The organism is Thermoactinomyces sp. CICC 10521 (assembly GCF_016055135.1).
GTDB lineage: Bacteria > Bacillota > Bacilli > Thermoactinomycetales > Thermoactinomycetaceae > Thermoactinomyces_A > Thermoactinomyces_A daqus.
On the sequence record NZ_JAECVZ010000002.1, the window covers coordinates 225410 to 251239 of the forward strand.

Genomic DNA, 25830 nt, shown 5'->3' on the forward strand with positions numbered 1-25830 from the left:
AATGATTGAATGGTCAAGGGTCGACTGCTGTCATGATCCCGGACTGGAGCAAAAAGAGATTATCTGTTTATCTGTTTAACTTATCTTTTGCAGCAAAGTCAAAAGTGTTTCAATCTCTTCGGTGGTTAATTTTTCAAACTTACGGCGAAAATACTCCGATTTTTTATAAGACAATTCTTCAATTGTTTTTTTTCCGAGTTCGGATATGTGCAATTCCACCACCCGCTTATCCAGCTTGGAACGCTTTCGGTAGGCCAGGTTTTTCTTTTCCAGCTGGTCGGCGACATGGGTGATGTGGCTTACGGAAACATTAAATTCCTGTGCCAGCGCCGTCACGATTTGCGGGCTCTTTTGCTCCAATTGTTTTAAGACGCCAAACTCCGCTCCGTTAATTCGATCACCCCAGATTTCTGCCAAATCCCGTCGCAAATCACGCAAAATATGGCGAAAAACCTGTTCGAGTTCCAGACTCATTTCCAATCGGTCTGACATAAGAAAATCTCCTTAATTCATACAGTTGGATTCATAATACTAATGTTTAAGTAAGTGAAATAGTTTAACCATCATTATATCTTTTTTCGTTTATTCAGGCAATATAAATTTATTTATTAAAAATATTAATTTATCTATATAGAGCCGAGTGTGGAATTTGCCCAGTCAGGCAGGTTAATTTGCACGCAGGAAAATACCGTATTTCGTTCAGGAATGTTGGAGACCGAACGCTCATCCCGTTTCGGTCCGGCGTGAGCGCTTCTCCATCGACCCGGTCGGCAACTAACATTTACGAAAATAAGAGAGTGACATAAAAAAATATTTGATATAAACTGATATGAAAAAAAGTTTGCACCATCCAGGGAAGGTGATAAGATGCGAAGTGACCGAATCAAAAAAGGAATTGACCGGGCTCCCCATCGTGCATTGCTCCGTGCGGCCGGCGTCAAGGAAGAGGATTTTGGCAAACCGTTTATAGGCATATGCAACTCGTTTGTGGAAATTATTCCGGGGCACATCCACCTTAACCGTTTTGCCGAAATTTTGAAGGAAGCCGTACGGGAAGCTGGTGGCGTTCCGTTTGAGTTTAATACGATTGGTGTTGACGACGGGATTGCCATGGGCCATATCGGAATGCGCTATTCTCTGCCCAGCCGGGAAATTATCGCCGATTCGGTGGAAACGGTCGCGCTCGCTCACTGGTTTGACGGGCTGATCTGCATCCCCAATTGCGACAAGATTACACCCGGTATGATGATGGGCGCGCTCCGGGTTAATATTCCCACGATCTTCATCAGCGGTGGTCCAATGGCTGCAGGTGTGACGCCGGCAGGAGACAAAGTGGACCTCTCGTCCGTTTTTGAAGGCGTCGGAGCGTATCAGGCGGGGAAAATTGATGAACAGCAATTGGAAACCCTTGAGAAATTCGGTTGTCCGGGATGCGGTTCCTGTTCCGGCATGTTCACCGCCAATTCGATGAACTGCTTGGCCGAGGCGCTCGGGCTTGCTCTGCCGGGGAACGGAAGCATTCTCGCCCGGACTCCTGAGAGGGAAGAATTGGCGCGGCGCGCGGCACGGCAAATCATCCGCCTGATCGAAGCCGATCTCAAACCGCGGGATATTGTGACGGAAAAAGCGTTGGACAATGCCTTTATCCTGGACATGGCGATGGGCGGTTCCACCAACACCGTTCTGCATACGATGGCGATCGCCCATGAAGCCGGGGTGGAGTATCCGTTGTCCCGCATCAATGAACTTTCCAAACGCGTTCCCTATATTTGCAAGGTGAGCCCGGCCGGGCAGTGGCATATGGAAGACGTGGACCGCGCCGGCGGGATTTCGGCGATCTTGAATGAGTTAAGCCGCATCGACGGTTTGCTTCATCTCGACACGAAGACGGTGACACTGGGGACGCTTGGGGAAAATATCGCCGGAGCCGAAATAAAAGATCCCCGTGTGATCAAACGGGTGGAAGAGGCCCACAGCCAAACGGGAGGTCTGAAAATTTTGTACGGAAATCTTGCTCCGGATGGCGCAGTTATCAAAGCGGGAGCCGTTGATCCGTCAATCACGAAGTTTTCCGGCGAAGCCATTGTTTTTGAATCACAGGATTCCGCTTTGGCCGGGATCGCCTTGGGCAAGGTAACACCGGGCCATGTGGTCATCATTCGATATGAAGGTCCCAAGGGCGGGCCGGGAATGCCTGAAATGCTTTCACCGACCTCGGCCATTGTTGGAATGGGCCTGGGCAAGGAAGTCGCGCTGATCACAGACGGCCGCTTTTCCGGAGCGACAAGGGGCATTTGCATCGGCCATGTTTCACCTGAAGCCGCAGAAGGCGGACCGATTGCTTTGGTTCAGTCGGGAGACCGGATTGAGATCGACTTGGAAAAAGGAACCCTTCATCTGGATGTCCATGAAGAAGAACTGGCTGCCAGACGTGCCCGCTGGCAAGCTCCGGACGTTCAGGTTTCCGGAAAATATTTGCGCCGGTATGCGAGTCTTGTCACTTCGGCCAATACCGGAGCTGTGTTAAGAGAGGTGTGACTTTTCTTCCGTTCCCTGTCGGGAGCGGATTATTAGAATTTTGTAAACGCTTGCAAATTTGTAATAAAAAAATGAGAGAAACTGTGTTGACAGCTGTTTAGGATGATGACTATAATATCAGCTAAATAATCAAAATCTTTACCCGAGGGTTACAAGATTGAAGCTTCTTTATTTATCCGATCCAATATTTCCTCCAATAATTGCAGGGATTGCTTTTGCAATGCCGATTCGTCGGATAATTCGATAAGTTAAGACGATGAAAAGGACGATGGCAAGGAGGCGCGATACAGAGAGTCCGGGTTTGCTGAGACCGGAACCGCAGCCTTGTACATCTCTCACCTTGGAGTTGAGTGTCGAAAGGCGCTTTGCAGCGCTGAGTAGTACACTACCGGTTGTCCCGTTAACGGCAGGAGTATGGAGTTGATCCATACTCAGTGAGGTCGATTTTCGCGAGAAGTCGACAAAATTGGGTGGTACCACGAACCTGTTCGTCCCAATGAGCGCTGCTTGGCATGCGAGCAAAGGGCGGATCAGGTTCTTTTTATTTTTGCTTTTTTAAAAGGAGGAGAAATGCCAGTGGCTCCCCAGATGGAAACCCTGTCTGGTCAGTTAGTTGAGACGAAGGTTGAGGAGAGAAAGTTTACCGGGTCAGAAATCTTGCTTCGATGTTTGATCCAGGAAGGAGTCGAGGTGATTTTCGGTTATCCGGGTGGAGCTGTGTTACCGATTTATGATTCGCTTTATGATGGGCAGATCCGCCACCTGTTGGCCCGCCATGAGCAAGGTGCCATTCATGCGGCGGACGGTTATGCGCGTGCGACGGGGAAACCTGGCGTCGTCGTGGCCACTTCCGGTCCGGGAGCAACCAACTTGGTGACCGGGATTGCCACCGCGATGATGGATTCCGTTCCGCTGGTCTGCATCACCGGCAATGTGGATCAGTCCCTTTTGGGAACCGATGCCTTTCAGGAAGCAGATATCACGGGCATTACCATGCCGATTACAAAGCACAATTATTTAGTGCGCGATGTGAATGACCTGCCGCGGATCGTCAAAGAGGCGTTTACGATTGCGACTCAGGGCAGGCCGGGTCCGGTGTTAATCGACATCCCGAAGGACGTATCCAATGCGAAAGCCGCTTTTGAATATCCGGAAAGCGTTGAGATTCCCGGGTTTCATCCTTGGCGAACGCCCGGAAGGGAACAAGTCGAACAGCTTTACGAAGCCATTGCCGAGGCGAAAAAACCGCTGATTTTGGCTGGAGGCGGGGTTGTCAGCTCCGGTGCGGCGGGTGAATTGATCGCGTTTTCGGAAAAAACGGGCATTCCGGTCACGACCACTTTGATGGGCATCGGCGGTTTTCCCGGAACCCATCCGCATTGGCTCGGGATGCCGGGAATGCACGGGACTTATGCAGCCAATCACGCCCTGCTGGAGTGTGATCTTCTGATCGGGATCGGGGCGCGATTCGATGACCGGGTTACCATGGGGCGCATTGACAAGTTTGCGCAAAAAGCCAAAATCGCCCACATCGATATCGACCCGGCGGAAATCGGCAAAAATGTGCGGATCTACATTCCGCTGAACGGGGATGTCAAATCCGTGCTTCAGCTGATCAATCAGGAGGTTCCACGCAGTCGCTCAAACAAGTGGATGGATCAGCTGGATGAATGGAAGCAGCGGTTCCCTCTTCAATACAAAGAGACGGAAGATGGCCTGAAACCGCAATGGGTGATTGAGCAAATCTACCGCACGACTCAAGGGGAAGCGATCATTACGACCGATGTCGGACAACACCAGATGTGGGTGGCTCAGTTCTACCGTTTCCACCATCCGCGTTCCCTGCTGACCTCCGGTGGGCTGGGAACGATGGGATTCGGTTTTCCGGCAGCGATCGGGGCACAACTCGCTTATCCGGATCGGACGGTAATCGCAGTCGTCGGCGATGGAGGTTTTCAGATGACAGCGCAGGAGCTGGCCGTCGTTTCACTGGAAAATATCCCCGTGAAAGTGGCGCTCATCAACAATCAGTGCCTCGGCATGGTACGCCAGTGGCAGGAAATTTTCTACAAAAAGCGGTATAGCGAAGTCGATCTGGCTGGCAGCCCTGATTTTGTCACACTGGCGGAAGCCTATGGCGTAAAAGCCTGGCGGGCCCGCACCAAAGACGAGGCGAAAAAATGCTGGGAAGAAGCTTTGGCCCACCCGGGACCGGCCCTCGTCGACTTTTGGGTTTCCCCGGAAGAGAATGTTTATCCGATGGTGGCGCCGGGATCAGGCTTGGATGAGATGGTAATGGGAGATGAGATCTAGATGAGGCATATCCTTTCCGTACTGGTAAACAATCAGCCAAGGGTGTTGGCCCGCGTTGCCAGTCTGATCGGGCAACGCAATTACAACATCGAGAGCATCAGCGTAGGAGAGTCGGAGAAAGAAGGCCTGTCCCGCATGATCATTATCACCGGCGGCGATCACCAGACATTGGAACAGGTAAGAAAACAATTGGAAAAATTGATTGATGTGATTAAGGTTGAACATTTGGAAAAAGAAAAGACCGTCGAAAGGGAGCTGCTTCTGATCAAAGTGGAAGCAACTTCGGCGGTGAGAGCCGAGATTTTCGGCATTGTCGAACCTTTTCGCGCCTCGATCGTCGATGTGAGTCCACAGTCGCTTACCATTCAGGTAACGGGCGAACCGGCGAAACTGGAAGCAATGGTTGAACTGCTGCGCCCGTACGGCATCATTGAGATTGCCCGCACCGGTGCGATTGCCCTGGAACGCGGTTTAAACAAGGTAAAAGCGACTGTTTGACCAATAAAAAAAGGACCAATTCTCTGAGGAGGAATGATGATGGCACAAATGTTCTATGAGCATCATGCAGATTTGTCATTATTTTCGAAAAAAACAGTAGCGGTAATCGGGTATGGAAGCCAGGGGCATGCCCAGGCGCAAAATCTGCGTGACAGCGGGGTACACGTGATCGTGGGGCTGAGAAAAGGAAAGTCATGGGAAAAAGCCGAAGCCGATGGATTCCAGGTGTTTGAAGTGGATGAAGCGGTGAAACGGGCCGATGTGGTGCAGCTTCTGCTTCCTGATGAGCTTCAGGCCAAAGTATACAAGGAACAAGTGGAACCGCACCTGAAACCGGCATCTGCTCTCTTTTTCTCCCACGGTTTTAACATCCACTTCGGCCAGATTGTTCCGCCCGAAGATGTCGATGTGATTCTGGTAGCCCCCAAATCGCCGGGTCACTTGGTAAGACGGGTATATTGCGAAGGCTTCGGGGTTCCCGCCCTGATCGCGGTTCATCAGGATGCGACCGGCAATGCGCACGCGCTCGCTCTGGCTTACTGCAAAGGAATCGGTTCCACCAAAGCGGGAGTGATCCAAACGACATTTAAAGAAGAAACCGAAACGGATTTGTTTGGAGAGCAAGCGGTATTGTGCGGCGGGGTCAGCCAGTTGATCAAAAGCGGATTCGAGACGCTGGTTGAGGCCGGGTACCAGCCGGAAGTCGCCTACTTTGAGTGTTTGCACGAGTTGAAGTTGATCGTTGACCTGATGTATGAAAACGGCCTTTCCGGCATGCGTTACTCCATCAGTGACACGGCGGAGTACGGGGATTATGTGAGCGGAAAACGGGTTGTGGCTGAAAGCAGTCGTGAAGCGATGAAGCAGCTGTTAAAAGAGATTCAGGACGGAACATTTGCCCGCCGCTGGATTGAGGAGAATCAAACCGGCCGCAAGCAGTTTACGGCGATGAGAGAAGCGGAGAAAGAGCATGAGATTGAGAGAGTCGGAGCGAAGCTGAGAGAGATGATGGTATGGGTGAGCCAAAAAGAACCGATTCAACAATAAAGATAAATCATAAAGGAGGAAGCGGTTATGCGCACGATCACCATTTTTGATACAACCCTTCGCGACGGGGAGCAGTCGCCCGGTGTGAACCTCAGCCCTCGTGAGAAAGTGGAAATTGCCATCCAGCTGGAACGGTTGGGAGTAAATGTGATCGAAGCCGGGTTTGCCGCTTCCTCAGCCGGAGATATGCAAGCAGTGCGTGAGATTGCCAGCCGGGTGAAAAATGCTTCTGTTTGCAGTTTGTCCCGCTCGGTCAAGGGAGATATCGATCAGGCGTGGGAGGCGTTGCGCGCAGCCGAATCACCCTATCTGCACCTCTTTCTGGCAACCTCGCCAATTCATCGCGAGTATAAGCTCCGGATGAGCCGGGAACAGGTCATTGAGCGGGTGCGAGAAGCGATCCGGTATGCTAAACGGCTGTTCCCGATTGTAGAATTTTCATGTGAGGATGCGGGTCGAACGGAAATCGACTTTCTGGCTGAAGTAGTCCGGGAAGCGATTAAAGCGGGGGCAGGCGTGATCAATCTGCCGGATACGGTGGGGTATCTCACTCCGAATGAGTATGCGCAGATGTTCATGAATGTAAGAAAGGCCGTGCCTGAAGTGGAGCAGGTTCGTTTGAGCGCACACTGCCACGACGATCTGGGCATGGCGGTGGCCAACAGCCTGGCGGCGATTGAAGCCGGGGTCGACCAGGTGGAATGCACGATCAATGGAATCGGTGAACGGGCCGGCAATGCCGCGCTTGAAGAAATTGCCTTGGCGATCAAGACGCGGGAGCAGTATTACCAGCTGCAAACGACTCTCAATTTGCGGGAAATCCATCGCACCAGCCGCATGGTGAGCAAATTGACAGGCATGATGGTTCCTGGCAATAAAGCGGTGGTCGGTGCCAACGCGTTTGCACATGAATCCGGCATTCATCAGGACGGAATGCTCAAAAACAGGGAAACTTACGAGATCATGAGGCCGGAGACCGTCGGTCTGACGGAAAGCCGCCTTGTCTTGGGAAAACATTCCGGCCGGCATGCTTTCCGGGATAAGTTGTTGCAGTTGGGATATGAATTGAATGAAGAGCAATTAAATCAATTGTTCATCCGTTTTAAGGAACTCGCCGATCGCAAAAAGGATGTCGCGGACGAGGATATCATTGCTTTGGTCGAGGAAAAAATGAGCGATGCAAAAGATGCTTATACACTTGAGTCATTGCTGGTCACCTGCGGGAGTCATTCGTTGCCTACCGCATCCCTTCAGATCAAGCGGGTTTCGGATGGTTCGGTATCGGAAGAAGCCGCTTGCGGAAACGGGGCGGTCGATGCGATCTTTAAGGCGATTGACCGTTTGACCGGCGTACAGGTGGAATTGAAAGATTATCGCATCCATTCGGTTACACAGGGAAAAGACGCATTGGGAGAGGTTTTTGTTCAGTTGAGCCAAGGTGAGTGGACCGTGAGAGGAAGAGGAGTCAGCACCGACGTGTTGGAAGCGAGCGCCCGGGCATATCTGGATGCGGTGAATCGCCTGCTCAGGCGAACAGGCGCGGCTGCCGGGGACGGAATGGCGAAGATAACGGCATCTTGAGAGGAGTGGAGTCAGGTGAGCGAAGTGAAAAAAATTGCCGTTTTGCCGGGAGACGGCATCGGTCCGGAAATCACCCAGGAAGCGGTAAAAGTTTTGCAGCAAGTTGAGAAAGAATTTGGATTTTCGTTCTCCATTCAGTACGGAATGATCGGGGGAGGAGCGATCGACCGGGTGGGCATTCCCCTCCCCCCGGAAACGATGGAGCTCTGCGAAAAATCCGATGCGGTTCTGCTCGGAGCCGTTGGCGGACCCGACTGGGATTCCTATCCGCCGGAATTGAGACCGGAGCAAGCTCTCCTCGGTATCCGGAAAGGGTTGGGACTGTATTCCAACCTGCGTCCCGTCACCCTGTTTGCAGGCTTGGAAAACAGCTCGACTCTCCGGCCTGAGGTGCTTGCCGGAGTTGATCTGGTGGTGGTTCGCGAATTGACCGGCGGCATTTACTTTGGCGACAAAGAGCGGACAACAACGCCTGAGGGAGAAGTGGCGACGGATCTGTTGATTTATCACGAGTTCGAGATTGAGCGCATTGTTCGCTTGGCGTTTGAGATTGCACGCGGCCGGAAAAAACGGGTTACTTCGGTTGACAAAGCCAATGTTTTGGAAAGCTCCCGGCTCTGGCGGGAAGTGGTCAACCGGGTAGCCAAAGATTATCCTGATGTCCAGGTGGAGCACATGTTGGTCGATAACTGTGCGATGCAAATCATTCGCCGCCCCGCCACTTTTGATGTCATCGTGACGGAGAATATGTTTGGCGACATCTTAAGCGATGAAGCGGCGATTTTAACCGGATCGATCGGAATGTTGCCATCCGCAAGCCTGGGAGAAGGTACGATCGGTCTGTATGAGCCGGTTCATGGATCAGCACCGGATATCGCCGGGCAAGGCGTGGCCAATCCGGCCGCAGCGATCCTCTCCGCGGCATTGATGCTTCGTCACTCCTTCGGTTATGAGGCAGCCGCCGCCGCGGTTGAACAAGCGGTTCGCACCGTTTTCGAAAAAGGGGTGCGGACACCTGATTTGGCCAGCGAGAATCAACTGGCGGTCAGTACGGAGGAGTTCGGCGATCTCGTGGTTGAAGAGTTACGCCGGACGGAGTGGCCGATCGAGGAGACCGCCTGAAGACATGAATCCACGGCCCCCGCACTTCCCTGTCGTTCCCTTTGGCCCAAACGGAAAAGCGGGGGCCTTCTATTTTAAAATAGAAAATCTGTTGATCTGAAAATCGCTATTGTGGAAAAAGAAACGCCCCTGATTCCCATGAAGGAAGGGGCGTAAATTATGAACAGTTTCGTAGCAATTTATAGAAGTTTCTACTTTCATACAAACGATAAATAATAAAGTAGGAGATAAACCCGAACAGCGCTCCCAAAATGGACTGCCCGATCAGGACGTGCAATCCGCCGTGCAAAATGTCCCAAAGAATTTGCAAATTACCTGAAAAAATCTCGGTAAAAGAGTGATCTTCAAAATTCATCGTCCCGGTATTCACCGGGTAGATCCATTCGCCCAGTTTCTTGGAGACCGGGAGCATTATGACGGGTAAGAAGGTTAATTTCCCGATGATGTTGCCGATAATCGCTGCCGGAAGCGAACCTTTGCACAGGCGGACGATCGGGTAAAACAGGATATAGATCAGCGAACATGTGGGGATGACGATCATTTCCAAACCGAAACCAAGCGCAAACCCCAGCGATACTTTTTTCGCCCCGCCGGGTGAACGCAACAACTTGAGAAAATTAAAGCGAAAGGTCCTGCCCAGCCGTTTTATGCAATTATGCTTTCGTTTTGTTTTCATCATGGTTTCCCTCTCCCAAAAGAGCCCTGCCCACTTCGGAACGAATCAGCAAGGGGATTGGCTGCCGATTCGTTTCTCTATCTCTATTTTAGCTTTTATGGAACGATTGAAAAAATCCTTTTAATTCCAATGTTTGTGCTCCATATGATAGAACATTGCTTATTAATTTCATTATAAAGCAGACTCTCAGCTTATTTTTTCAAGTCTTTTACAATTTATTAAAAATCGGCCTCATGTGTGAATTCGGGGAAGGGAAGGCATGGAACGAACTCCATGCCTGAAACGGTTTTTAACGGACAAAAATCGGATTGCTTGGTTTACTTTCATTATGCAGCCGATCGAGGGCGGTGATTACATAGATTGCAGGTTTGTTTTCAGCCGTTCGGTCATCAAATGTTTGCAGGCCATTCCCGTTTTTTCTGACTGTGGCGATCAGGTTTTGCGGACGATTGAGACTGATCTCTTTTGCGCTGGAGAAACGATAGATGGCAAAGGCTGTGCTGTCCCCTTTCGACTGGTCCTTCCAAACCAGGTGAACAGCCGAACCGCTTTTGTTTTCCGCTTTTAATAGCTTCGGCTTCTTCGGTGGGTTGTCATCCAGCCACGGCATCGTCGGAATCAGTGCCGGATATTTGAATAAATCATTTTTCAGACGGTCCCGGAAACCGAGATAATTGGCCTTCACGTCTTTATAGCTGAAGAAAATGCTTCCTTTTACCTCAGCAAACTGATTGTTGAAGAGCAGCTGGTTGGGCATTTCTTCCGGATCGTCCCAAGCTTCGGTGCTGTGGCCAATTTTATAGGCTGCTTGTCCGATATACAGGTGAACATTTTTGCCGTTTACCTCATGGGCCCACCAATCGACCAGTTTTTCGTAGGCAGCCGGAGCGTAGCCGAAATTCCAATAAATCTGCGGTGCGACATAATCGATCCATCCCTCGTTGATCCAGGTGCGGGTATCACAGTAAATCGAGTCATAACTTTGCAGACCGTTTGTATCGGAACCGGTCGGGTCGGTATTTTGATTGCGCCAGATGCCGAAAGGGGAAATCCCGAATTTTACATAAGGTTTTGCCTCTTTGATCGCATGGGAAAGTTGCTCTACCAATAAATTGACATTGTGGCGTCGCCAGTCCCCTTTATCGGGATAATCGGCTCCATACTTCTGATAAGTTGGGTCATCAGGAAAATCGATTCCGGAAACGGGATAGGGATAAAAGTAGTCATCAAAATGAACAGCATCAATATCATAATGGTTGACGACTTCCATCACGCTGTTGATAATGTAGGCTCGCACTTCGGGAAGACCGGGATCAAGGTAGAGCTTTCCGCCGTAGGATCGAACCCAGTCGGGGTGCAACCGCGCCACGTTGTTTGGCGCCAACTGGTCGGTTTCTGTATCCATGCTGACGCGATAAGGATTGAACCAGGCATGAAATTCCAGATTGCGCTTATGGGCTTCGCGAACCATGAAGTCGAGCGGATCATAACCGGGGTTTTTTCCCTGTGTACCGGTTAGGTATTTGGACCAGGGATTTAATTTGGAAGGGTAAAAAGCATCCGCGGTCGGGCGGATTTGCACCACAACGGCGTTCATATTCAGTTCCTTCGCTTCATTCAAGATTTGGATAAATTCCTGTTGCTGTTGTCCGATCGAGAGGCCCGGTGCGGAAGGCCAATCGATGTTGGTGACAGAAGCAACCCACAGGGCCCTTAACTGTCGTTTTTTCCATGTGGTTTCCTGTGAGAGGGTGCCGTCGTTGTCCCCGGCACGGGCGGATGGAATGTTCGAGAACAGGCTTCCTGTTAACAAAAAAGAAAGGAAAAAAACACCGGCTTTTCGCCAAAATGAACGGTTCCTCATGTGATTCCCCCTGCAAGAATCAATTTTCAATAAAATGTCTATTTAATTATAACAAAATATTTGGACAAATTGGTCGGGCAGAAACAAAAAGCGCCGTTGTCCAAAGTGGGGAACGGCGCTTTTTGCAGTGAAATTCAAATCATCAGTGAGCCGCCGGAAACGGAGGTATATCCCCCGGTGACAAAGCCGGTATCCGGGCTGGCAAAAAAGGCGATGGCATTTGCGACATCTTCCGGTTGGGCGATTCGGCGCATCGGGGTGAAGTTGGCCGCCATCTCTTTCCTCTCTTGGGGAATTTCCGCCGTTGCATCGGTATCCACCATTCCTGGGGCAACGATGTTGGCCGTAATGCCATGCGGCCCAACTTCACCGGCGACATAGCGAACAAACGCTTCCAAGCCGTTTTTGGCCACGCCGTGCGCGATAAAACCGGGTGATGTGCTGCGTGCCAAACCGCTGGAAACGTAGATGAGGCGGCCATATTTCTGTTTGAGCATGTGGGGAAGGACCGCTTTCGTCAGCTCAAAAGCGGCGCGCAGCTCGTCGTTCACCTTTTGGGCGAAATCATCCCAGCTCATTTCCATGAGTGGTTGAATCGGAAAGGAGATGGAAGCGTTGTTGACCAGAATATCCACTTTGCCGTATGTAGAGATGGTTTGGTCGACCAGATGGCGAACCGCTTCCGGGTTTCTTACATCTGCCTGAATGGACGTTGCTTCTCCGCCCTGCCGGACAATCGACTCGACGACTGTATCAGCTGCCTGTCGGTTGTTGTGATAATTGACGATCACTTTTGCCCCGCGCCGGGCCAGCAGTTTGGCAGTGGCCGCACCAATGCCCCGGCTTCCTCCGGTAACGATGGCAACCTGATTGTTCATGGTGAGGTGCTCCTCTCTTTTTAAGAAATTCCGATTCTGTTTACCATTATTGCAACAGAGTATTTTCAATATTTTCCACCTTGTTTAGGATTCCCTGCAGATTCAGCCCTGTCACTTGATCTTTGTAGTTTGTCGGAAACCCGTCGATCGACACATGAATTGTCTGGTCATCCTGGGTTACCGTCTGTTTTAGCAGGTGATGAGAGGGGATCTGCAACAGAGCTTTTCCTTGACCGTTCAGTTGGATCGAATTGGGGACGAAAGGAAAAGAGTAAAAATCGGCATAAGGAGATTTTTTCAGAAACAGGATATATGTTTTGCCCATTTCCGGCTCGATATAAAGCGGATTGGTGATATGGATATTTTCATTTTCACGCAAACGATCCAATTGCAGGGTGTGTGATTGACCCACTTTAATTATATCTGCATCCAGCTCTCCTTTTAATACTTTGTTAACCTTGAAATTAAACAGTTTGACCTCGTTATAAACATCGGCTGCCGGCTTTGACGGATCTCGGGGGTTGCGGGCGCCGTTGATGCTTCCCGCCGCGCTTTGATAGGTACCCATGACAATGAGAGGGGATTGATGAATCATATCGTTCAGGTTGTTTTCCAAGGCGAGGTCCATATGCATATTCACCTGTGTTTCGCTGTTGAAACGGCTGCATCCGGCCATTAATACCAACAGAGAAAGAAGGGTTAAACAGAGGGGCCATTTGTGAAACATCATCCACACCTTCCTAATATAAGTTGTTCACCCCGTTAATATCATCGGTTTGGGGGATGTAAATCGAGTAGCGATCCCGGTCGATATTCATCAGCGCCGTCCAGTTGGTATGCGCCAATCCCAGTATATGTCCGATTTCATGCCCGGCCACGCTGCGGCCAAAATTGAGATCATTATTGGAATCATAAAATTTATTCATTTTAACGACCCAGTCGTCGGTACAGGAATCCAGTCCGGTCTCCCAGTAGGAATACCCGTAGTAATCATCGGTACTCGAATAATATGAATCAAAGACTCCGGAAGCGGATGGATTTTGCACGAATCGGCGCTTGTTCTGGGCGTTGTTCCAGTCGGTGACCGATTGGCTGATCGCTTCTTTGTGCGGCTCGGTGATGTTCCCGCCCCAGCGATAGTAGACGTAATAGTCATCGCAAAGTTGATCGCCGGTATAACTGAAGGCAAAGACAGATTGGGGCAAAAAAAAGAGATGGAAAAAGAGGACGAAGATAAGCGAACCGGATAAAAGATGCTTTTTCAAACCAAGTAAACCCCCTTTGTTTCTACGAATATCATTCAATATTATAAAATTAAGCGTTTTACTCAACAACCGAAAATCAGTAAATTAATTGTATGTTCTGGCGGCGGCATGGAAAAATAAGTTCGGATTAAAAAAGAAAAACCAGTCCCCGCGACCGACTTGCAGTGCGGGGGCTGATTGATCCATGTGCCTTATTTTTTGCAATCACAGTCCGGACATTTGCAATCAGGAGTACCGCATTTGTCACACTTGCTGGGATAAAGGGCATATGGTTTTTGCAAAAAAAACCACCTCCAGCGTTTAGCCTGAAAAAGAGCGAATTCAACAAAATTGAATTCACTACGCTACTATTTTAGTATAAAAATATTTGCAAGTAAATAAATGATTGGTAATATTGATAATTTTTTGCCTCCGAAAAAATACTCCCCCGGAATGTCAAAAAACCGGGGGAGAAGCATTATTTTGCCACCGGAGTCGGCTTGGTTTTGCTGTTGGAAAATGGTTGTTTTAATGCCGTTTTTTGACCGTTTTCCCACAGCTCTTCGATTTTTTGCAACTCCTCTGCGGTGAGCGGGGTTTTTTCCGGAGCGGTGGCAAATTCGCGCAAGTTCTCTTCGCTGGTGATATTCGGCAATACCGATTTGACTGCCGGACTGGCCAGACAGAAGAGAATGGCTGCCTGTCCGATGGTGCGGTCGGATTCTTTATACAAAAATCCCCAATCCTTGACTGCTTGCAAACCGGCTTGCATCCATTTTACCGGACGGTGGTTGCGATGGTCGGTTTTGTCAAAATGCTTGTCCGGATCGTAAGTTCCGTCAAGCAGACCGGATGCGTGGGGCACGCGGGAGATCAGGGCGCGATTTTGTTTCTCTGCCGCTTTGATCAGTTCGCGGGCAGGATCTTGTTCTATCAGGTTGTTGATGATTTGCACCATATCCATGCGTCCGCCTTCGATGGCTGCAAGCCCTTCATCCCGCCAGCCGATATCCGGGCCGAGCGCGACGCCGTAGGTCAGGATTTTTCCTTCTTCTTTCAGGCGTTCCAGCGTTTCGTAAACTTCGTCGCTGACGATTGCTTCCATCCGGGCGTTGTGAAGCTGGTAGATGTCGATGTAATCGGTTTTCAGACGCCGCAGGCTTTCCTCGCAGGATTTGCGGATGGACTCCTTATCCCAGCGTTGCGGCAATTCGCTGTGTCCGCCGTGACGGTCTCCGCGTTTGGCATAAATGTCATAGCCGAACTTGGTCGCGATCACGACTTTGTCGCGCAAACCGGAAAGGGCATCGGCCAGAATCGTTTCACCTTTTCCCTGACCGTATACATCGGCCGTGTCAAAAAAGGTGATGCCGTACTCTTCATATGCAGATCGCAATAATTTTTTTCCCAATTCCTCGTCCTTGACTCCCCACCACGGGGTAGCAACGGACCAGACACCAAAGCCCACTTCGGAAAGAGGGCGATCAATACCGGGCATAGAACGATATTTCATTGCAGATCCTCCTTTGATTCCAATTTTATTTTACCACTTGGCCTTTTGCCGTTTGCGGGCAGCCGTTACAATTTTGTGGAACCGCTCAGATACTGGCGAAAACGGCGGGCAGCTTCCGACGGCTCTCCGCTTTTGCTGATCGCAGAGATGACCGCGACACCATCTGCCCCCGCTTCCATCACTTGCGGCGTCCGTTCGGGCGTGATTCCTCCGATGCCGACGATCGGGAAATCGCTGCCGATTTGCCTGCGTATTTGTTGAATCGCATCCGGGCCGATCGGTTCGCCCGCGTCTTTTTTGCTGAGAGTGGAGTACATGGGGCCGACGCCGATATAATCAGCTCCGTCAAGCATGGCTTGCTCTGCCTCGGCAGGGGTTTCGGCCGATACGCCCAATATGCGGTCGGGCCCGATGATTTTTCGCACTTCAGAGGCTGGCAGATCTTCCTGACCGATATGTACACCATCTGCCTCCAAAATCAGAGCAAGATCGACCCGGTCATTGACCAGAAACGGGATGCCATGTTCCCGGCAAAGCCGGCGCAGCTTTTTGCCCAACAAAACCGTTTGGTGCATGTGCAGGCCCGAATTTTTCTCGCGATATTGAAAACAGGTGATTCCACCGTTGATTGCTTGTTCCAATACCCGGACGGGATCTTGGTGCGGGCAATCCTGACTGCCCATGATAAAGTAGAGTGATAACGAATTTTTTACGAAACTCATCGATTTTCCCTCCGGTGGCGATAGGCGAAATGATTGGTGGGTCCGTGTCCCCGGCCCAGATTCAACGGATGGCTGATCGCAGCGGTGATAAACTCTTTCGCCTGTTTTACCGCATCGTAAGTGGAAGCGCCCTTGGCCAGAAAAGCGGTAATCGCCGCAGAAAAGGTGCAGCCTGTCCCGTGTGTTTGCTTTGTGTCAAAGCGAGGTGCGCTGAGAACGGAGAATTCTTCTCCATCGTAATAAAGGTCATCAGCGGTACTCTCGTTTCCGTGCCCCCCTTTGATCACGACCGCTTTTGCCCCCCATTCAACAAACATGCGAGCTGCCTGACGACGGGAGTCCGGATCGGCTAAAGAAAGCCCTGTCAAAACTTCCGCTTCTGGCAAATTGGGCGTCACGACCGAAGCGAGGGGGATCAGTTCTTTTTTATAGACGATCCGTGCATCTTCATCAAGCAGAACATGGCCGCTGGTCGAAACCATCACAGGATCGACGACAAGGGGAAACAGACCAAATTCCCTGATTTTTTGGGCCACGGTTTTTACAATGTCCGCCGTGGCTAGCATTCCGGTTTTGGTGGCGTCAACCCCGAGGTCGGTTGCAACGGAATGAATCTGCTCCGCAGCGGCTTCGGGGGCAAGCGGGTATACTTTCTGCACACCCAGTGTATTTTGCGCCGTAATGGCGGTAATCGCGCTCATGCCGAAGGTTTCCAGTTCCTGAAACGTTTTGATATCCGCTTGGATTCCGGCTCCGCCCCCGCTGTCCGAACCGGCAATCGTTAAGGTTCGCGCAATCACTTGTTGTCCTCTCCTTCGTTTTCGGTAAAAATATCTGCTGCATCAAGAGTGTTGATTGCATGTTTGATCTTATAACTAACATAGCAAAACGCGATGAGATGCGCCACCTTACCTTTCGGGAAGCGGCACATGAAGCGGGATCGATTTTTGATGCAATCCGCTGAAATCCGTGATCCACACTTTGTATTCCGGCGGTGGTGAGTCAGGACCGGTCCGGTTCCAATTTATATCTTCCGTGAACAGCACCTGGTTTTTCTTGTGAAAAAAGACGGCACTGCCCGTTTCAGACCTCAGAAAAGAAATTCTCTTCGTTTCCTTCGTTTTCATATTCATCAGATATTGCTCGTACTTCGGCAATCCATCTTTTATTTCGGCAATTCCGGTGAATACCAGCCAGTTGCCGGAAGGGGACAATTCCACATCGTTTACGCTCGGATCTTCCCGTTTCCCCTTGGGCACGAGAAAGTGGGCTTTTTCCGGGTGGGCAATCGGGACAACCTTCAGCCGCGGAAGATCGTCGTCATCCGTTTGGCCCGTTACGTAGTAGAGTGTCTGGTCATCAGCTGAAACAGCTAAACTGCGCAGTTCATATTCTTTTTGCCGTGTCACCATTTCAAGTCCCGTTCCATCCGGATGAATGCGGAAAATATGATAGAGGACGGGACTCTCTGTGTCGGCGCTCAAATCGTAAGCCTTGGCGAAATAGAGATAACGGCCGTCCCGGGAAAAAGCGAGGTCGGTCACCAAGCCGTCGAGTTTGTCGGTCAGCGCCTTTAATCCGCTTCCATCACGGTTCATGATACAGAGGATTTGTTCGTTGTTCCCCCGCTTCCTGATCATGGCGATTTTCCTGCCGTCCGGAGAAAAAACCGGTTGCACAAAGGAGGAATCGGACGAAGGAGTCAAGCGCTTTATGTGTTTTCCGTGAAGGTCGGCGGTATAGACCGCTGCTGTCTGATCAAAAGCATAGGAAAATAAGAGCGTTTGGTCATCAGGTGACAAATCGACGTCCGGTTGCAACCCCTCGGTCAGCGGTCCTCATTCATCCGCACTGCATCCCGGAGCCAATATAAAAAGGAGCAGACAAAATCCAAGCCGGATGGTTCTCTTTAACAACATCTCGTCTTTCCTTTCTGTTCAATTTTTTCTCTGTCAGGATTATTCGGAGGTTACAATGAAGTTGGGGTATGATCGGGGAAAGTGAAGCCATCATGAACACAGATTGAATCTTCTATGAATTCCTTCTATAGAATTTCCAATTGATTTATTGTAACATTTATAAGGAGGTGTGAGGAAATGGCTAATCAGCATAAAAAGAAGAGTTCAGCAAGTACCATCACCATGATTACGATTTTGGTTCTTTTTCTCGCTGTGGGGATTTACGCGATTGTCGCGCCTTTGCTAAGTGACAAAGAGGATAAGGCGGCTGCGATTACATACACCGGAATGCCGCGGATCGGAAGTGCCCAGGCACCGGTGAAAATCATGGAATTCGGCGACTTTAACTGCCCGGTCTGCAAGCAGTTTCATGATGTGATCTATCCGCAGTTGAAAAAAGAATATATTGATACGGGAAAAGCGCAAATGTATTTTACCAGCCTCGAATTCCTCGGCCCCAATTCCGAGATAACGAGCCAAGCGGCAGAATCCGTTTACCGGCAAAACCCCGACGCTTTTTGGAAATTTTATGACGCTGTTTACTCAAATCAGGGAAAAGAAGATCAGAATTGGGCCACTCCCGACTTTATCGTCTCTTTGATCAAACAGAACATCCCTGAAGTGAACGCGGAACAGGTAAGGAAAGATCTGCAAAATAAAACATATGCGCAGCAGGTGAGAGCCCATAACCAATTTGCGCAAAAATTGGGATTCAATTCGGTTCCGACCATTTTCATCAATGGAAAAATGGTGGAAAATCCCTTTGACTACAACGACCTGAAAAAATTGATCAACGATGAACTGAACCAAAAGTGAGTGGGAAAAAGATGAAGAGGTTGTTAAATACGTACGGTATTTATTTTGCTTGGATAGTGGCGATTGTGGCAACCGGAGGTAGCCTCTTCTTCAGTGAAGTGCTTGGTTTCATCCCCTGTACATTATGCTGGGTGCAACGAATTTTTATGTACCCGCTGGTGATTCTGCTGGGAATTGCCTCCTATCGCACGGACCGGAATATCATTCCATATGTTTTGCCATTAACCATCATCGGTGGGTGTGTTTCCCTGTATCATTATCTGGAGCAAAAAGTGCCGGCTCTGGCGAAAGTGGCCTCCTGTCAGGTCGGAGTCCCTTGCACCCAGGAGTGGATTAACTGGCTTGGATTTATTACGATTCCGTTTTTGGCGCTCATCGCATTTATCCTGATTACTCTGTTTCTTTCCTTTGCCAGAACAGAAAGCGAATAATTGGGTGATGGGGGTTACCATCTGTCCAACCATCCAACCATTTTCTACATACATTAGTAGTGAACTGGATAAGAAAGGAGACAGATCGGTGCCATGAACAAACCCAAACTCAGGGATAAAAACCGCCAGATTACCCCGGTCCAGGCGTTGGATGCGAACCGCAACAAGCCAAAAACCAAGTTGACCAGCGTCTTTTTCGGCGGGTTTGGTTGGGCTTGGTGGATTGTAATCGCCGTTCTGGTGATTATTTTCTTGTTCTTTATCTTCTGGTGGTGGGGATTTGGCGGATTTGGCTGGGGAGGATTTGGCGGGGGATTTTGGTAAAAGATGGGCGGTATCATTTCTTGAGCCTTGTTCTTTTAAAAGGACGGGCTTTTTTTATTGGTTGAGTTTTGGGAAGAAGTGAGCTCGGCAGCCAGGATTTGAACTCACTTCTTGCTTTTCGCATTCAACTTTTGGGCAGGGAATTGTGCAGGGTTTGGATCATCGCCTTCCGGTCATTGGGGTTGCTGTTTTTCCAGATCACTTCAAAGAGAACCCCGAGCCCGGGCAGCAGTTTTTCCTCACCGCGCTGAATGGAATCAACCACAAGCTCTTGCAGTTCTTGTGTATTCATGGTATGAATGTTGTGGATTACTGCACCGCGAATGTCAAAATTCATCATCTGACCTCCTTTTTTAACTAGGATGTGCGGAAAAAAGGACTTTATCCGGAAATTGGATATGTTAGTTAAGGCTGATCGCAAAAATTGGCAGGCGATGCCGTTGATCGTCAGCGGCTGTGCCGGGAAACATTTTGATATGGCCCGGTGTGAGCACAAGGAGCGGTTTGGTTGTACGAGGGAATGGGCAGGGCCCGGGAGAATTTGAAGAAAAATCATAAAACAGGAAGGAACAAGGCGCAGAAGAATGACAAAAATCCGGTTGATTACTTCACAGGCAAATGAACAGGTGAAACAATGGCAAAAGTTGAAAACAAAAAAAGGGAGATTACAGCAAGGGGCTTTGCTGATCGAGGGCGAACATTTAATGGAGGAAGCGCTTAAGGCCGGAATTCCCTTTTTCGCGGTGCTGCTGGAGCAGGGAAAAACCGGTATCACAGAGCCGCTTCTTCACCGTTTTCCGGAACGGGTTCCCGTCTATGAATTGGCTCCTCCCCTTTTTCGCCGCTTGGTTGAAACGGAAACCCCCCAGGGGATTGCCGCGGTTATTCGTCTTCCCGAGTGGTCGCCGGATGAGCTCTTAGCCCGGCAAAAGCAAGAGGCCACCTATCTGCTCCTCGATGCGATCCAGGATCCGGGCAACTTGGGAACGATCATCCGTACGGCCAAAGCGGCGGGAGTCGATGGGATTCTGCTGGGCAAAGGAACGGTTGATCCTTTTAACTCCAAAGCGGTTCGTGCCGCCATGGGCTCCATCTTTCGCATTCCGCTGGTGCAGGCGGATCTGGCTGAGGCGATTGGTATGCTTGGCGAACAGGGGGTGACGGTCGTGGGGACGACACCGCATGCCGGTGTGTATCATTTCGATTATCCCTATCCCAAACGGGTGGCGATTTTATTGGGCAACGAAGGCCGTGGAGTTCACCCTGATTTGCTGGCCCGTGCCGATGTGCAAGTCAAAATCCCCATGCCAGGGCAAACGGAATCGTTAAATGTCTCCTCTGTGGGAGCGATTCTCCTTTTTGAACGCGTGCGTCAGCAATATCAGCATAAGTAGAGGTTGCTGGCTCGCATATGTTCGCTTATAATAATAAAATAATTTTCAGATGGATAATTATTATATTGGCATGGCGATGATGGAGAGGAGTAAGCAGTACGTCCTTGACCAGGGAGAAAGTGCCGTGACTGGAAGCACTTTCAGGAAACGGCTGCCGAAGTTCGCTCTGGAGCTGTCCTTTGAACCAGACGGAATGTCTACAGTAGAGGGAACCGGTGTTGACCGTTATTTCAGTCCAAGAGGAAAAGGAAGGGACTTTCCCTTTTCTTTTCAACAAGGGTGGTACCGCGGAATCTCTCGTCCCTTATGGGAACGGGATTTTTTTATTTTTTGAATCGCATGTCAGGTCGTGGGCCCCCTGGTTTTACTTAACTTTCAGCCTTGGGATGTGAAAATGCAGCTTTGTGTCCCGGGGTTGTGCCGAAAAAAATGAGAGTTTGATGAGAAAGGAGCGTTTTTCATGCGCGAGCGATTGGAAGCTTTGAGCAGTGAGGCGGCTCTGGCGATTCAACAGGTGACTACGCTGGAAGAATTGCGGGAGCTGAAGGTGAAGTATTTGGGAAAAAAAGGGGAACTGACCGGCGTGTTGCGCGGGATGGGCAGTTTGTCGCCCGAAGAGCGCCCGGTGATCGGGAGTTTGGCCAACGAAATCCGCAATCACCTGGATCAGTTGATAACGGGAAAAGAAGCGGCTTTGCAGGCGGCAGCCCTTGAAGAGCAACTGGCAAAAGAGACAATCGACGTCACGCTTCCGGGCGTGAAACGAAATGTTGGTTCGCTTCATCCCCTTCATTTGATCATTGAAAAAATTGAGGATATTTTTGTCGGCATGGGATTTGAAGTCGCTGAAGGACCCGAAGTGGAAACGGATAAATACAACTTTGAAGCATTGAACATGCCGCAGGAACACCCGGCACGCGACATGCAGGATTCATTCTACATCACGCCGGAACTGCTGCTGCGCACGCACACTTCCTCAGTTCAGGTGAGGACCTTGGAAAAGAAAGAAGGATATGTTCCGGTGCGGATCATCTGCCCGGGCAAAGTGTATCGCCGCGATGACGATGATGCCACCCACTCTCACCAATTTACCCAGATCGAGGGTCTGGTTGTTGACCGCGGGGTTTCGATGAGTGAGCTCAATGGCGTCCTGTTGTCGTTTATTGAAAAAATCTTTGGCGAAGGAACCGAAATGCGCTTGCGCCCGAGCTATTTCCCGTTTACCGAACCAAGCGTGGAAGTGGATATCTATCACCCGGAAAAAGGATGGATCGAAATTCTGGGTGCCGGAATGGTTCATCCGCGCGTCCTGGAAAAAGCGGGGTACAACCCGGAACGCTATTCCGGTTTTGCCTTTGGCATGGGAGTTGAGCGAATTGCCATGCTGAAGTACGACATTGATGATATTCGCCATTTTTACAACAATGATTTGCGTTTCCTGCGTCAATTCAAAACGGTGTGAGAGGAGTGTTCAAGTATCATGCTTGTATCTTATGAATGGCTGTCCCAGTATGTGGATCTGGAAGGCATTGCGCCGGAGGATATTGCAGAAGAATTGAACCGTACCGGGATCGAAGTGGAAGTGATCTATACGCGTGATCCCGGAGTCAGCGGTGTGGTCATCGGAGAGGTTTTATCCGTCGAGCCCCATCCCCATGCGGACCGCCTCAAAGTCTGCATGGTGAATGTCGGCAAAGGGCAGATATTGCAAATTGTCTGCGGGGCGAAAAACGTCGCAGCCGGACAACGCGTTCCCGTCGCCCTCGTCGGTGCGAAATTGCCGGGCGGTGTTCATATTAAAAAAGCAGAGTTGCGCGGAATCGAATCGAACGGGATGATCTGCTCAGCGAAGGAACTGGGCTTCCCGGAAAAAGTGCTGATGAAAGAGCAGACGGAAGGAATTCTTGTCCTGGAAAAAGAAGCACCGGTCGGCGGGGATATTAAAGAGTACTTGGGCATGAATGACCAGGTGATCGAATTGCAGCTGACGCCCAATCGTTCCGATTGTCTCGGGATGGTCGGTGTCGCCTATGAAATCGCCGCCATCTTTGACCGGGAACTGCGCCTGCCGATGATTACCGAAACGGCGCCGCAATATGACTCTCCCGTGAATGTTTACATTGAATCGGAAGAAGACTGCCCGTTTTATGCCGTCCAGGTTGTGCATAATCTGCAGGTGGGCCCGTCCCCGCAGTGGATGCAGAACCGGCTCATCTCTGCCGGAATCCGTCCGATCAACAACATTGTCGACATCACCAACTATGTGATGCTGGAAATGGGGCAGCCGCTTCATGCTTTTGATTATGACCGGATCGGCGGAGGCCAGATTGTGGTCCGGCGCGCACAGGAAGGGGAGCAAATCACCACGCTGGATGGAACGGTGAGAACCTGCGACCCGGAAATGCTTCTGATCACCAATGGGGAAGAGCCGCTGGCCGTTGCCGGTGTAATGGGCGGAGAGTCTTCGGAAGTGACCGGGCAGACCGTTTCCGTCCTCATTGAATCAGCTTTCTTCGACCCGATGCTGGTCCGCCAGGGAGCGCGCAAATTAGCCATGCGCACGGAGGCGAGCGCCCGGTTTGAAAAAGGGGTTGACCCGGAACAAATCGTGCCGGCCCTCAATCGTGCCGTCCAGTTGTTGTGCCAATTGGCCGGAGGCGTTGCCGGTTCGGAGCCGGTTGTGCACAAAGTGGGTGACATCGATGACATTATTGTCGAATTGAGGCACGAGCGGCTGGTCAACCTGCTGGGAGTGCAAATCAGCCAGCCCGAGGTGTTGGATATTTTCCGCCGCTTGCGTTTCCCTGTACGTATGGATGACGGGCTGTATGAGGTTCAGGTGCCGACCCGACGCCCTGATGTGATGATCGAAGTCGATCTGATTGAAGAAGTGGCGAGGATTTTCGGGTATGATCGGATCCCGACCACTTTGCCGTGGGGACAGCAACCGCCGGGCGGTTTGACCAGGGAGCAAAAATTGCGCCGCACCATCCGCCATACGCTCCGCAACATGGGGCTTCATGAGGTCTTGACCTACAGCTTGACCTCCGAGCAAACGGAAGCGGAAGTGGAATCGCTCGAGCCGCAAGCACGGCCGATTCATTTGGCGATGCCGATGAGCAGCGAGCATGCGATTTTGCGTACGACTTTGCTTCCGCAACTGATTGAAACGGCTGCCTACAATATCAATCGCGGAAATGACCGGGTTTCCATCTTTGAATTGGGCCGGACCTATCTCACGTTAGAAGAGCAATTGGAGCAACTCCCGCTGGAACGCTATGAACTGGCCGGCGTGGTTACGGGCAAAAAAGAGCCGTCCATCTGGAAAGAGAAAGAGCTTCCCGCCGGAGATTTCTATGAAGTGAAAGGGATGCTGGAAGCATTGTTCACCCGTCTCGGCGTTTACGGAGTTGAATTCCGCGCTGCCCGGCCAAAAGGGTTCCACCCCGGCAGAACGGCAGAAATGGTGATCGAGGAGCAGGTGATCGGGATTTTGGGTGAAATCCATCCACAGCTGGCCCGGAAATATGATCTCGAACATCCGGTCGCCTTCCAGATTGATGTGGAAAAACTGCTGTCGGCCATTGATGAAGAAATCATCTATGAACCGATTCCCCGTTATCCGGCAGTAACCCGTGATTTGGCTGTCATCGTTGACGAAAACGTGCCCGTAGGGGAGCTGGAAGAAGGAATTTGGGAAGAGGCTGGAGAACTTCTTCAATCTGTATCCTTGTTTGATGTGTTTACAGGAGAGCAAATTGGGGAAGGAAAGAAAAGTGTAGCCTTTTCATTGGTGTACCGCGCTTCAAACCGAACATTGACCGATGAAGAAGTAAATCGGGTGCATGATTCGGTTGTCGCGTTCCTCTCTTCTGCATTTGGTGCGAAGCTGAGACAATAACATCGAAGGGCTGTCGATTCCTGCCCTGACCGTAACCTTCACTCGGTGAGGGAGGCGCTGCAAAATGAAAAACAAATTGACTGTGGAGATTTACGGTCAGCAGTATCATTTGACCGGAAAAGCGAGCCCTGGTCATATGCGCCAGGTGGCTGGCCATGTTGATGAAAAGATGAGGCAGATCGCCGATAACAATCCGCGTCTGGATGCCACGAAACTGGCTGTTTTGTCTGCCGTCAATATTGCGGATGATTATCTTAAGCTGAAACAAGAATATGATGAAATCATGCATCTGATTGAAGATGAGCAACCTTGAGGAGGACTTGTCATTGAACTTGTTTGATTGGATCTTAATACTCCTTCTCATCGGTGCGTTATTTCAGGGGTATCAGCGGGGGCTGGTATTGCAGCTGGCCTCGCTGATCACCTATTTTGCATCTTTGTGGGTGGCGTACAAATTTACCGATGAGCTGGCACCTGAATTGAGCAAATTGTGGCAGATGCCCGATTCGGTTCATAACGGGTGGCTTTCGCTCCTGCCGATGGAAAAAATGATTTACTCTGCCATGGCATTTTTCCTTTTGTTCGTGGGAACGAAATTCGTTTTGTCCATCGCGGTTTCCGTGATCAATCAAGTGGCGAAATTGCCGGTTCTGTCTCTGTTCAACCGTTCCGGCGGAGTATTGTTCGCTTTTGTAAAAACGTTCGTCGTCATCGTGGTGGTCGTGAATATTCTTCATGTCCTGCCATGGGCACCGGGGCAGAATGCCGTCAAATCATCGGCCCTGGCCCAAACCTGTCTGAAGATCACACCGGATTTGACAAAAGAAGTGCAGAATTTGCTGCATGGTTCCCATCAGACGTGAAAAATCGGGGCTACGGAAAACGTAGCCTGAGATTGATGACAAACCCCCCCCTTTTCTTCGGAAAAGGAATGGGGTTTTGTATATTTCTAGGATATATACAGATAAAGTAAACCTGATGTGACCTATTAACCAAATCGCAAAGCCTTT

Annotated in this window: 25 protein-coding genes and 1 other annotated feature; of the genes, 14 read left to right on the forward strand and 11 right to left on the reverse strand. The window is 50.3% G+C overall.

Annotated elements, in window-relative coordinates:
• Nucleotides 1-75: 75 nt before the first annotated feature.
• Complete coding sequence (locus I8U17_RS03090) at nt 76-492, reverse strand: MarR family winged helix-turn-helix transcriptional regulator (RefSeq protein WP_052154221.1); 417 nt, start codon at nt 490-492, stop codon at nt 76-78.
• Between the two features lie 375 nt (nt 493-867).
• Here I8U17_RS03090 and ilvD point away from each other — a divergent pair, with 375 nt between their 5' ends.
• The 6 genes from ilvD to leuB all read left to right on the forward strand — a co-directional run bounded on the left by ilvD (nt 868) and on the right by leuB (nt 9099).
• Nucleotides 868-2538, forward strand: a complete 1671-nt coding sequence (gene ilvD / locus I8U17_RS03095) for a dihydroxy-acid dehydratase (protein WP_198059015.1) — start codon at nt 868-870, stop codon at nt 2536-2538.
• 588 nt (nt 2539-3126) lie between these two features.
• Nucleotides 3127-4851, forward strand: a complete 1725-nt coding sequence (ilvB, locus tag I8U17_RS03100) for a biosynthetic-type acetolactate synthase large subunit (protein ID WP_198059030.1) — start codon at nt 3127-3129, stop codon at nt 4849-4851.
• Nucleotides 4852-5349 (forward strand): acetolactate synthase small subunit, encoded by a 498-nt coding sequence (gene ilvN / locus I8U17_RS03105; RefSeq protein WP_033101141.1) that lies wholly within the window; start codon nt 4852-4854, stop codon nt 5347-5349. It abuts the gene before it with no gap.
• Nucleotides 5350-5388: 39 nt separating this feature from the next.
• Nucleotides 5389-6396 carry a ketol-acid reductoisomerase gene (gene ilvC / locus I8U17_RS03110; RefSeq protein WP_198059016.1) on the forward strand — a complete coding sequence of 336 codons (1008 nt, stop codon included), beginning with the start codon at nt 5389-5391 and terminating at the stop codon, nt 6394-6396.
• A 9-nt stretch (nt 6397-6405) separates the two neighbouring features.
• On the forward strand, nt 6406-7977 hold the full coding sequence (locus I8U17_RS03115) for a 2-isopropylmalate synthase (protein WP_370589206.1): 1572 nt from the start codon (nt 6406-6408) through the stop codon (nt 7975-7977).
• Nucleotides 7978-7992: 15 nt separating this feature from the next.
• Nucleotides 7993-9099, forward strand: coding sequence for a 3-isopropylmalate dehydrogenase (leuB, locus tag I8U17_RS03120; protein WP_033101144.1), 1107 nt, complete (start codon nt 7993-7995; stop codon nt 9097-9099).
• Between the two features lie 157 nt (nt 9100-9256).
• Here leuB and I8U17_RS03125 read toward each other — a convergent pair whose 3' ends face one another.
• The 9 genes from I8U17_RS03125 to I8U17_RS03165 form a co-directional block, all read right to left on the reverse strand.
• Nucleotides 9257-9778: a DUF2062 domain-containing protein gene (locus I8U17_RS03125; protein ID WP_033101145.1), complete on the reverse strand. Its 522-nt coding sequence runs from the start codon at nt 9776-9778 to the stop codon at nt 9257-9259.
• A gap of 286 nt (nt 9779-10064) precedes the next feature.
• A complete protein-coding gene (locus I8U17_RS03130; protein WP_198059017.1) occupies nt 10065-11639 on the reverse strand; it encodes a glycoside hydrolase family 10-like protein in 1575 nt (524 codons plus the stop codon).
• 134 nt (nt 11640-11773) lie between these two features.
• Entirely contained in the window at nt 11774-12517 is a 744-nt protein-coding gene (locus I8U17_RS03135) for an SDR family NAD(P)-dependent oxidoreductase (RefSeq protein ID WP_198059018.1), read from the reverse strand.
• Nucleotides 12518-12563: 46 nt separating this feature from the next.
• Nucleotides 12564-13244: a hypothetical protein gene (locus I8U17_RS03140; protein WP_198059019.1), complete on the reverse strand. Its 681-nt coding sequence runs from the start codon at nt 13242-13244 to the stop codon at nt 12564-12566.
• Between the two features lie 13 nt (nt 13245-13257).
• Complete coding sequence (locus I8U17_RS03145) at nt 13258-13782, reverse strand: matrixin family metalloprotease (protein ID WP_198055388.1); 525 nt, start codon at nt 13780-13782, stop codon at nt 13258-13260.
• A gap of 457 nt (nt 13783-14239) precedes the next feature.
• Nucleotides 14240-15274: an aldo/keto reductase gene (locus I8U17_RS03150; protein WP_033101149.1), complete on the reverse strand. Its 1035-nt coding sequence runs from the start codon at nt 15272-15274 to the stop codon at nt 14240-14242.
• Between the two features lie 65 nt (nt 15275-15339).
• A complete protein-coding gene (gene thiE / locus I8U17_RS03155; RefSeq protein ID WP_033101150.1) occupies nt 15340-15996 on the reverse strand; it encodes a thiamine phosphate synthase in 657 nt (218 codons plus the stop codon).
• Complete coding sequence (gene thiD / locus I8U17_RS03160; protein ID WP_033101151.1) at nt 15993-16796, reverse strand: bifunctional hydroxymethylpyrimidine kinase/phosphomethylpyrimidine kinase; 804 nt, start codon at nt 16794-16796, stop codon at nt 15993-15995. The genes thiE and thiD overlap by 4 nt, the downstream gene beginning before the upstream one ends.
• 108 nt (nt 16797-16904) lie before the next feature.
• Nucleotides 16905-17816: a TolB family protein gene (locus I8U17_RS03165; RefSeq protein ID WP_198059020.1), complete on the reverse strand. Its 912-nt coding sequence runs from the start codon at nt 17814-17816 to the stop codon at nt 16905-16907.
• Nucleotides 17817-18092: 276 nt separating this feature from the next.
• On the opposite strand from I8U17_RS03165, the gene I8U17_RS03170 reads away from it, so the two are divergent.
• The 3 genes from I8U17_RS03170 to I8U17_RS03180 all read left to right on the forward strand — a co-directional run bounded on the left by I8U17_RS03170 (nt 18093) and on the right by I8U17_RS03180 (nt 19525).
• Complete coding sequence (locus I8U17_RS03170) at nt 18093-18770, forward strand: DsbA family protein (RefSeq protein WP_033102083.1); 678 nt, start codon at nt 18093-18095, stop codon at nt 18768-18770.
• Nucleotides 18771-18781: 11 nt separating this feature from the next.
• Nucleotides 18782-19201 (forward strand): disulfide oxidoreductase, encoded by a 420-nt coding sequence (locus tag I8U17_RS03175; protein ID WP_033102084.1) that lies wholly within the window; start codon nt 18782-18784, stop codon nt 19199-19201.
• Nucleotides 19202-19294: 93 nt separating this feature from the next.
• Nucleotides 19295-19525 carry a hypothetical protein gene (locus I8U17_RS03180; RefSeq protein ID WP_033102085.1) on the forward strand — a complete coding sequence of 77 codons (231 nt, stop codon included), beginning with the start codon at nt 19295-19297 and terminating at the stop codon, nt 19523-19525.
• Nucleotides 19526-19649: 124 nt separating this feature from the next.
• On the opposite strand, the gene sspI is transcribed toward I8U17_RS03180, so the two are convergent.
• The gene (sspI, locus tag I8U17_RS03185; RefSeq protein WP_033102086.1) at nt 19650-19862 is read right to left on the reverse strand and encodes a small acid-soluble spore protein SspI; all 213 of its coding nucleotides are present in this window, start codon (nt 19860-19862) and stop codon (nt 19650-19652) included.
• A 247-nt stretch (nt 19863-20109) separates the two neighbouring features.
• On the opposite strand from sspI, the gene I8U17_RS03190 reads away from it, so the two are divergent.
• From I8U17_RS03190 to I8U17_RS03210, 5 genes are all read left to right on the forward strand, one after another.
• On the forward strand, nt 20110-20919 hold the full coding sequence (locus I8U17_RS03190) for a TrmH family RNA methyltransferase (protein WP_198059021.1): 810 nt from the start codon (nt 20110-20112) through the stop codon (nt 20917-20919).
• A gap of 67 nt (nt 20920-20986) precedes the next feature.
• Nucleotides 20987-21227, forward strand: a binding site (T-box leader).
• 152 nt (nt 21228-21379) lie between these two features.
• A complete protein-coding gene (pheS, locus tag I8U17_RS03195) occupies nt 21380-22381 on the forward strand; it encodes a phenylalanine--tRNA ligase subunit alpha (RefSeq protein WP_033102088.1) in 1002 nt (333 codons plus the stop codon).
• 18 nt (nt 22382-22399) lie between these two features.
• Nucleotides 22400-24820: a phenylalanine--tRNA ligase subunit beta gene (gene pheT, locus I8U17_RS03200; RefSeq protein ID WP_198059022.1), complete on the forward strand. Its 2421-nt coding sequence runs from the start codon at nt 22400-22402 to the stop codon at nt 24818-24820.
• Nucleotides 24821-24884: 64 nt separating this feature from the next.
• On the forward strand, nt 24885-25133 hold the full coding sequence (gene zapA / locus I8U17_RS03205) for a cell division protein ZapA (RefSeq protein WP_033102090.1): 249 nt from the start codon (nt 24885-24887) through the stop codon (nt 25131-25133).
• A 13-nt stretch (nt 25134-25146) separates the two neighbouring features.
• A complete protein-coding gene (locus tag I8U17_RS03210; protein WP_033102091.1) occupies nt 25147-25683 on the forward strand; it encodes a CvpA family protein in 537 nt (178 codons plus the stop codon).
• The last annotated feature ends 147 nt before the right edge of the window (nt 25684-25830 follow it).

Bases quoted from the DNA above. Each gene is read 5' to 3' on its own strand.
- pheS (WP_033102088.1), top strand. From the start codon at position 21,380: ATGCGCGAGCGATTGGAAGCTTTGAGCAGTGAGGCGGCTCTGGCGATT.
- sspI (WP_033102086.1), bottom strand. From the start codon at position 19,862: ATGAATTTTGACATTCGCGGTGCAGTAATCCACAACATTCATACCATG.
- I8U17_RS03190 (WP_198059021.1), top strand. From the start codon at position 20,110: ATGACAAAAATCCGGTTGATTACTTCACAGGCAAATGAACAGGTGAAA.
- I8U17_RS03125 (WP_033101145.1), bottom strand. From the start codon at position 9,778: ATGATGAAAACAAAACGAAAGCATAATTGCATAAAACGGCTGGGCAGG.
- ilvN (WP_033101141.1), top strand. From the start codon at position 4,852: ATGAGGCATATCCTTTCCGTACTGGTAAACAATCAGCCAAGGGTGTTG.
- I8U17_RS03090 (WP_052154221.1), bottom strand. From the start codon at position 492: ATGTCAGACCGATTGGAAATGAGTCTGGAACTCGAACAGGTTTTTCGC.
- I8U17_RS03175 (WP_033102084.1), top strand. From the start codon at position 18,782: ATGAAGAGGTTGTTAAATACGTACGGTATTTATTTTGCTTGGATAGTG.
- ilvD (WP_198059015.1), top strand. From the start codon at position 868: ATGCGAAGTGACCGAATCAAAAAAGGAATTGACCGGGCTCCCCATCGT.
- thiE (WP_033101150.1), bottom strand. From the start codon at position 15,996: ATGAGTTTCGTAAAAAATTCGTTATCACTCTACTTTATCATGGGCAGT.
- I8U17_RS03130 (WP_198059017.1), bottom strand. From the start codon at position 11,639: ATGAGGAACCGTTCATTTTGGCGAAAAGCCGGTGTTTTTTTCCTTTCT.
- ilvC (WP_198059016.1), top strand. From the start codon at position 5,389: ATGGCACAAATGTTCTATGAGCATCATGCAGATTTGTCATTATTTTCG.
- zapA (WP_033102090.1), top strand. From the start codon at position 24,885: ATGAAAAACAAATTGACTGTGGAGATTTACGGTCAGCAGTATCATTTG.
- I8U17_RS03150 (WP_033101149.1), bottom strand. From the start codon at position 15,274: ATGAAATATCGTTCTATGCCCGGTATTGATCGCCCTCTTTCCGAAGTG.
- ilvB (WP_198059030.1), top strand. From the start codon at position 3,127: ATGGAAACCCTGTCTGGTCAGTTAGTTGAGACGAAGGTTGAGGAGAGA.
- I8U17_RS03135 (WP_198059018.1), bottom strand. From the start codon at position 12,517: ATGAACAATCAGGTTGCCATCGTTACCGGAGGAAGCCGGGGCATTGGT.
- I8U17_RS03180 (WP_033102085.1), top strand. From the start codon at position 19,295: ATGAACAAACCCAAACTCAGGGATAAAAACCGCCAGATTACCCCGGTC.
- I8U17_RS03170 (WP_033102083.1), top strand. From the start codon at position 18,093: ATGGCTAATCAGCATAAAAAGAAGAGTTCAGCAAGTACCATCACCATG.
- I8U17_RS03140 (WP_198059019.1), bottom strand. From the start codon at position 13,244: ATGTTTCACAAATGGCCCCTCTGTTTAACCCTTCTTTCTCTGTTGGTA.
- pheT (WP_198059022.1), top strand. From the start codon at position 22,400: ATGCTTGTATCTTATGAATGGCTGTCCCAGTATGTGGATCTGGAAGGC.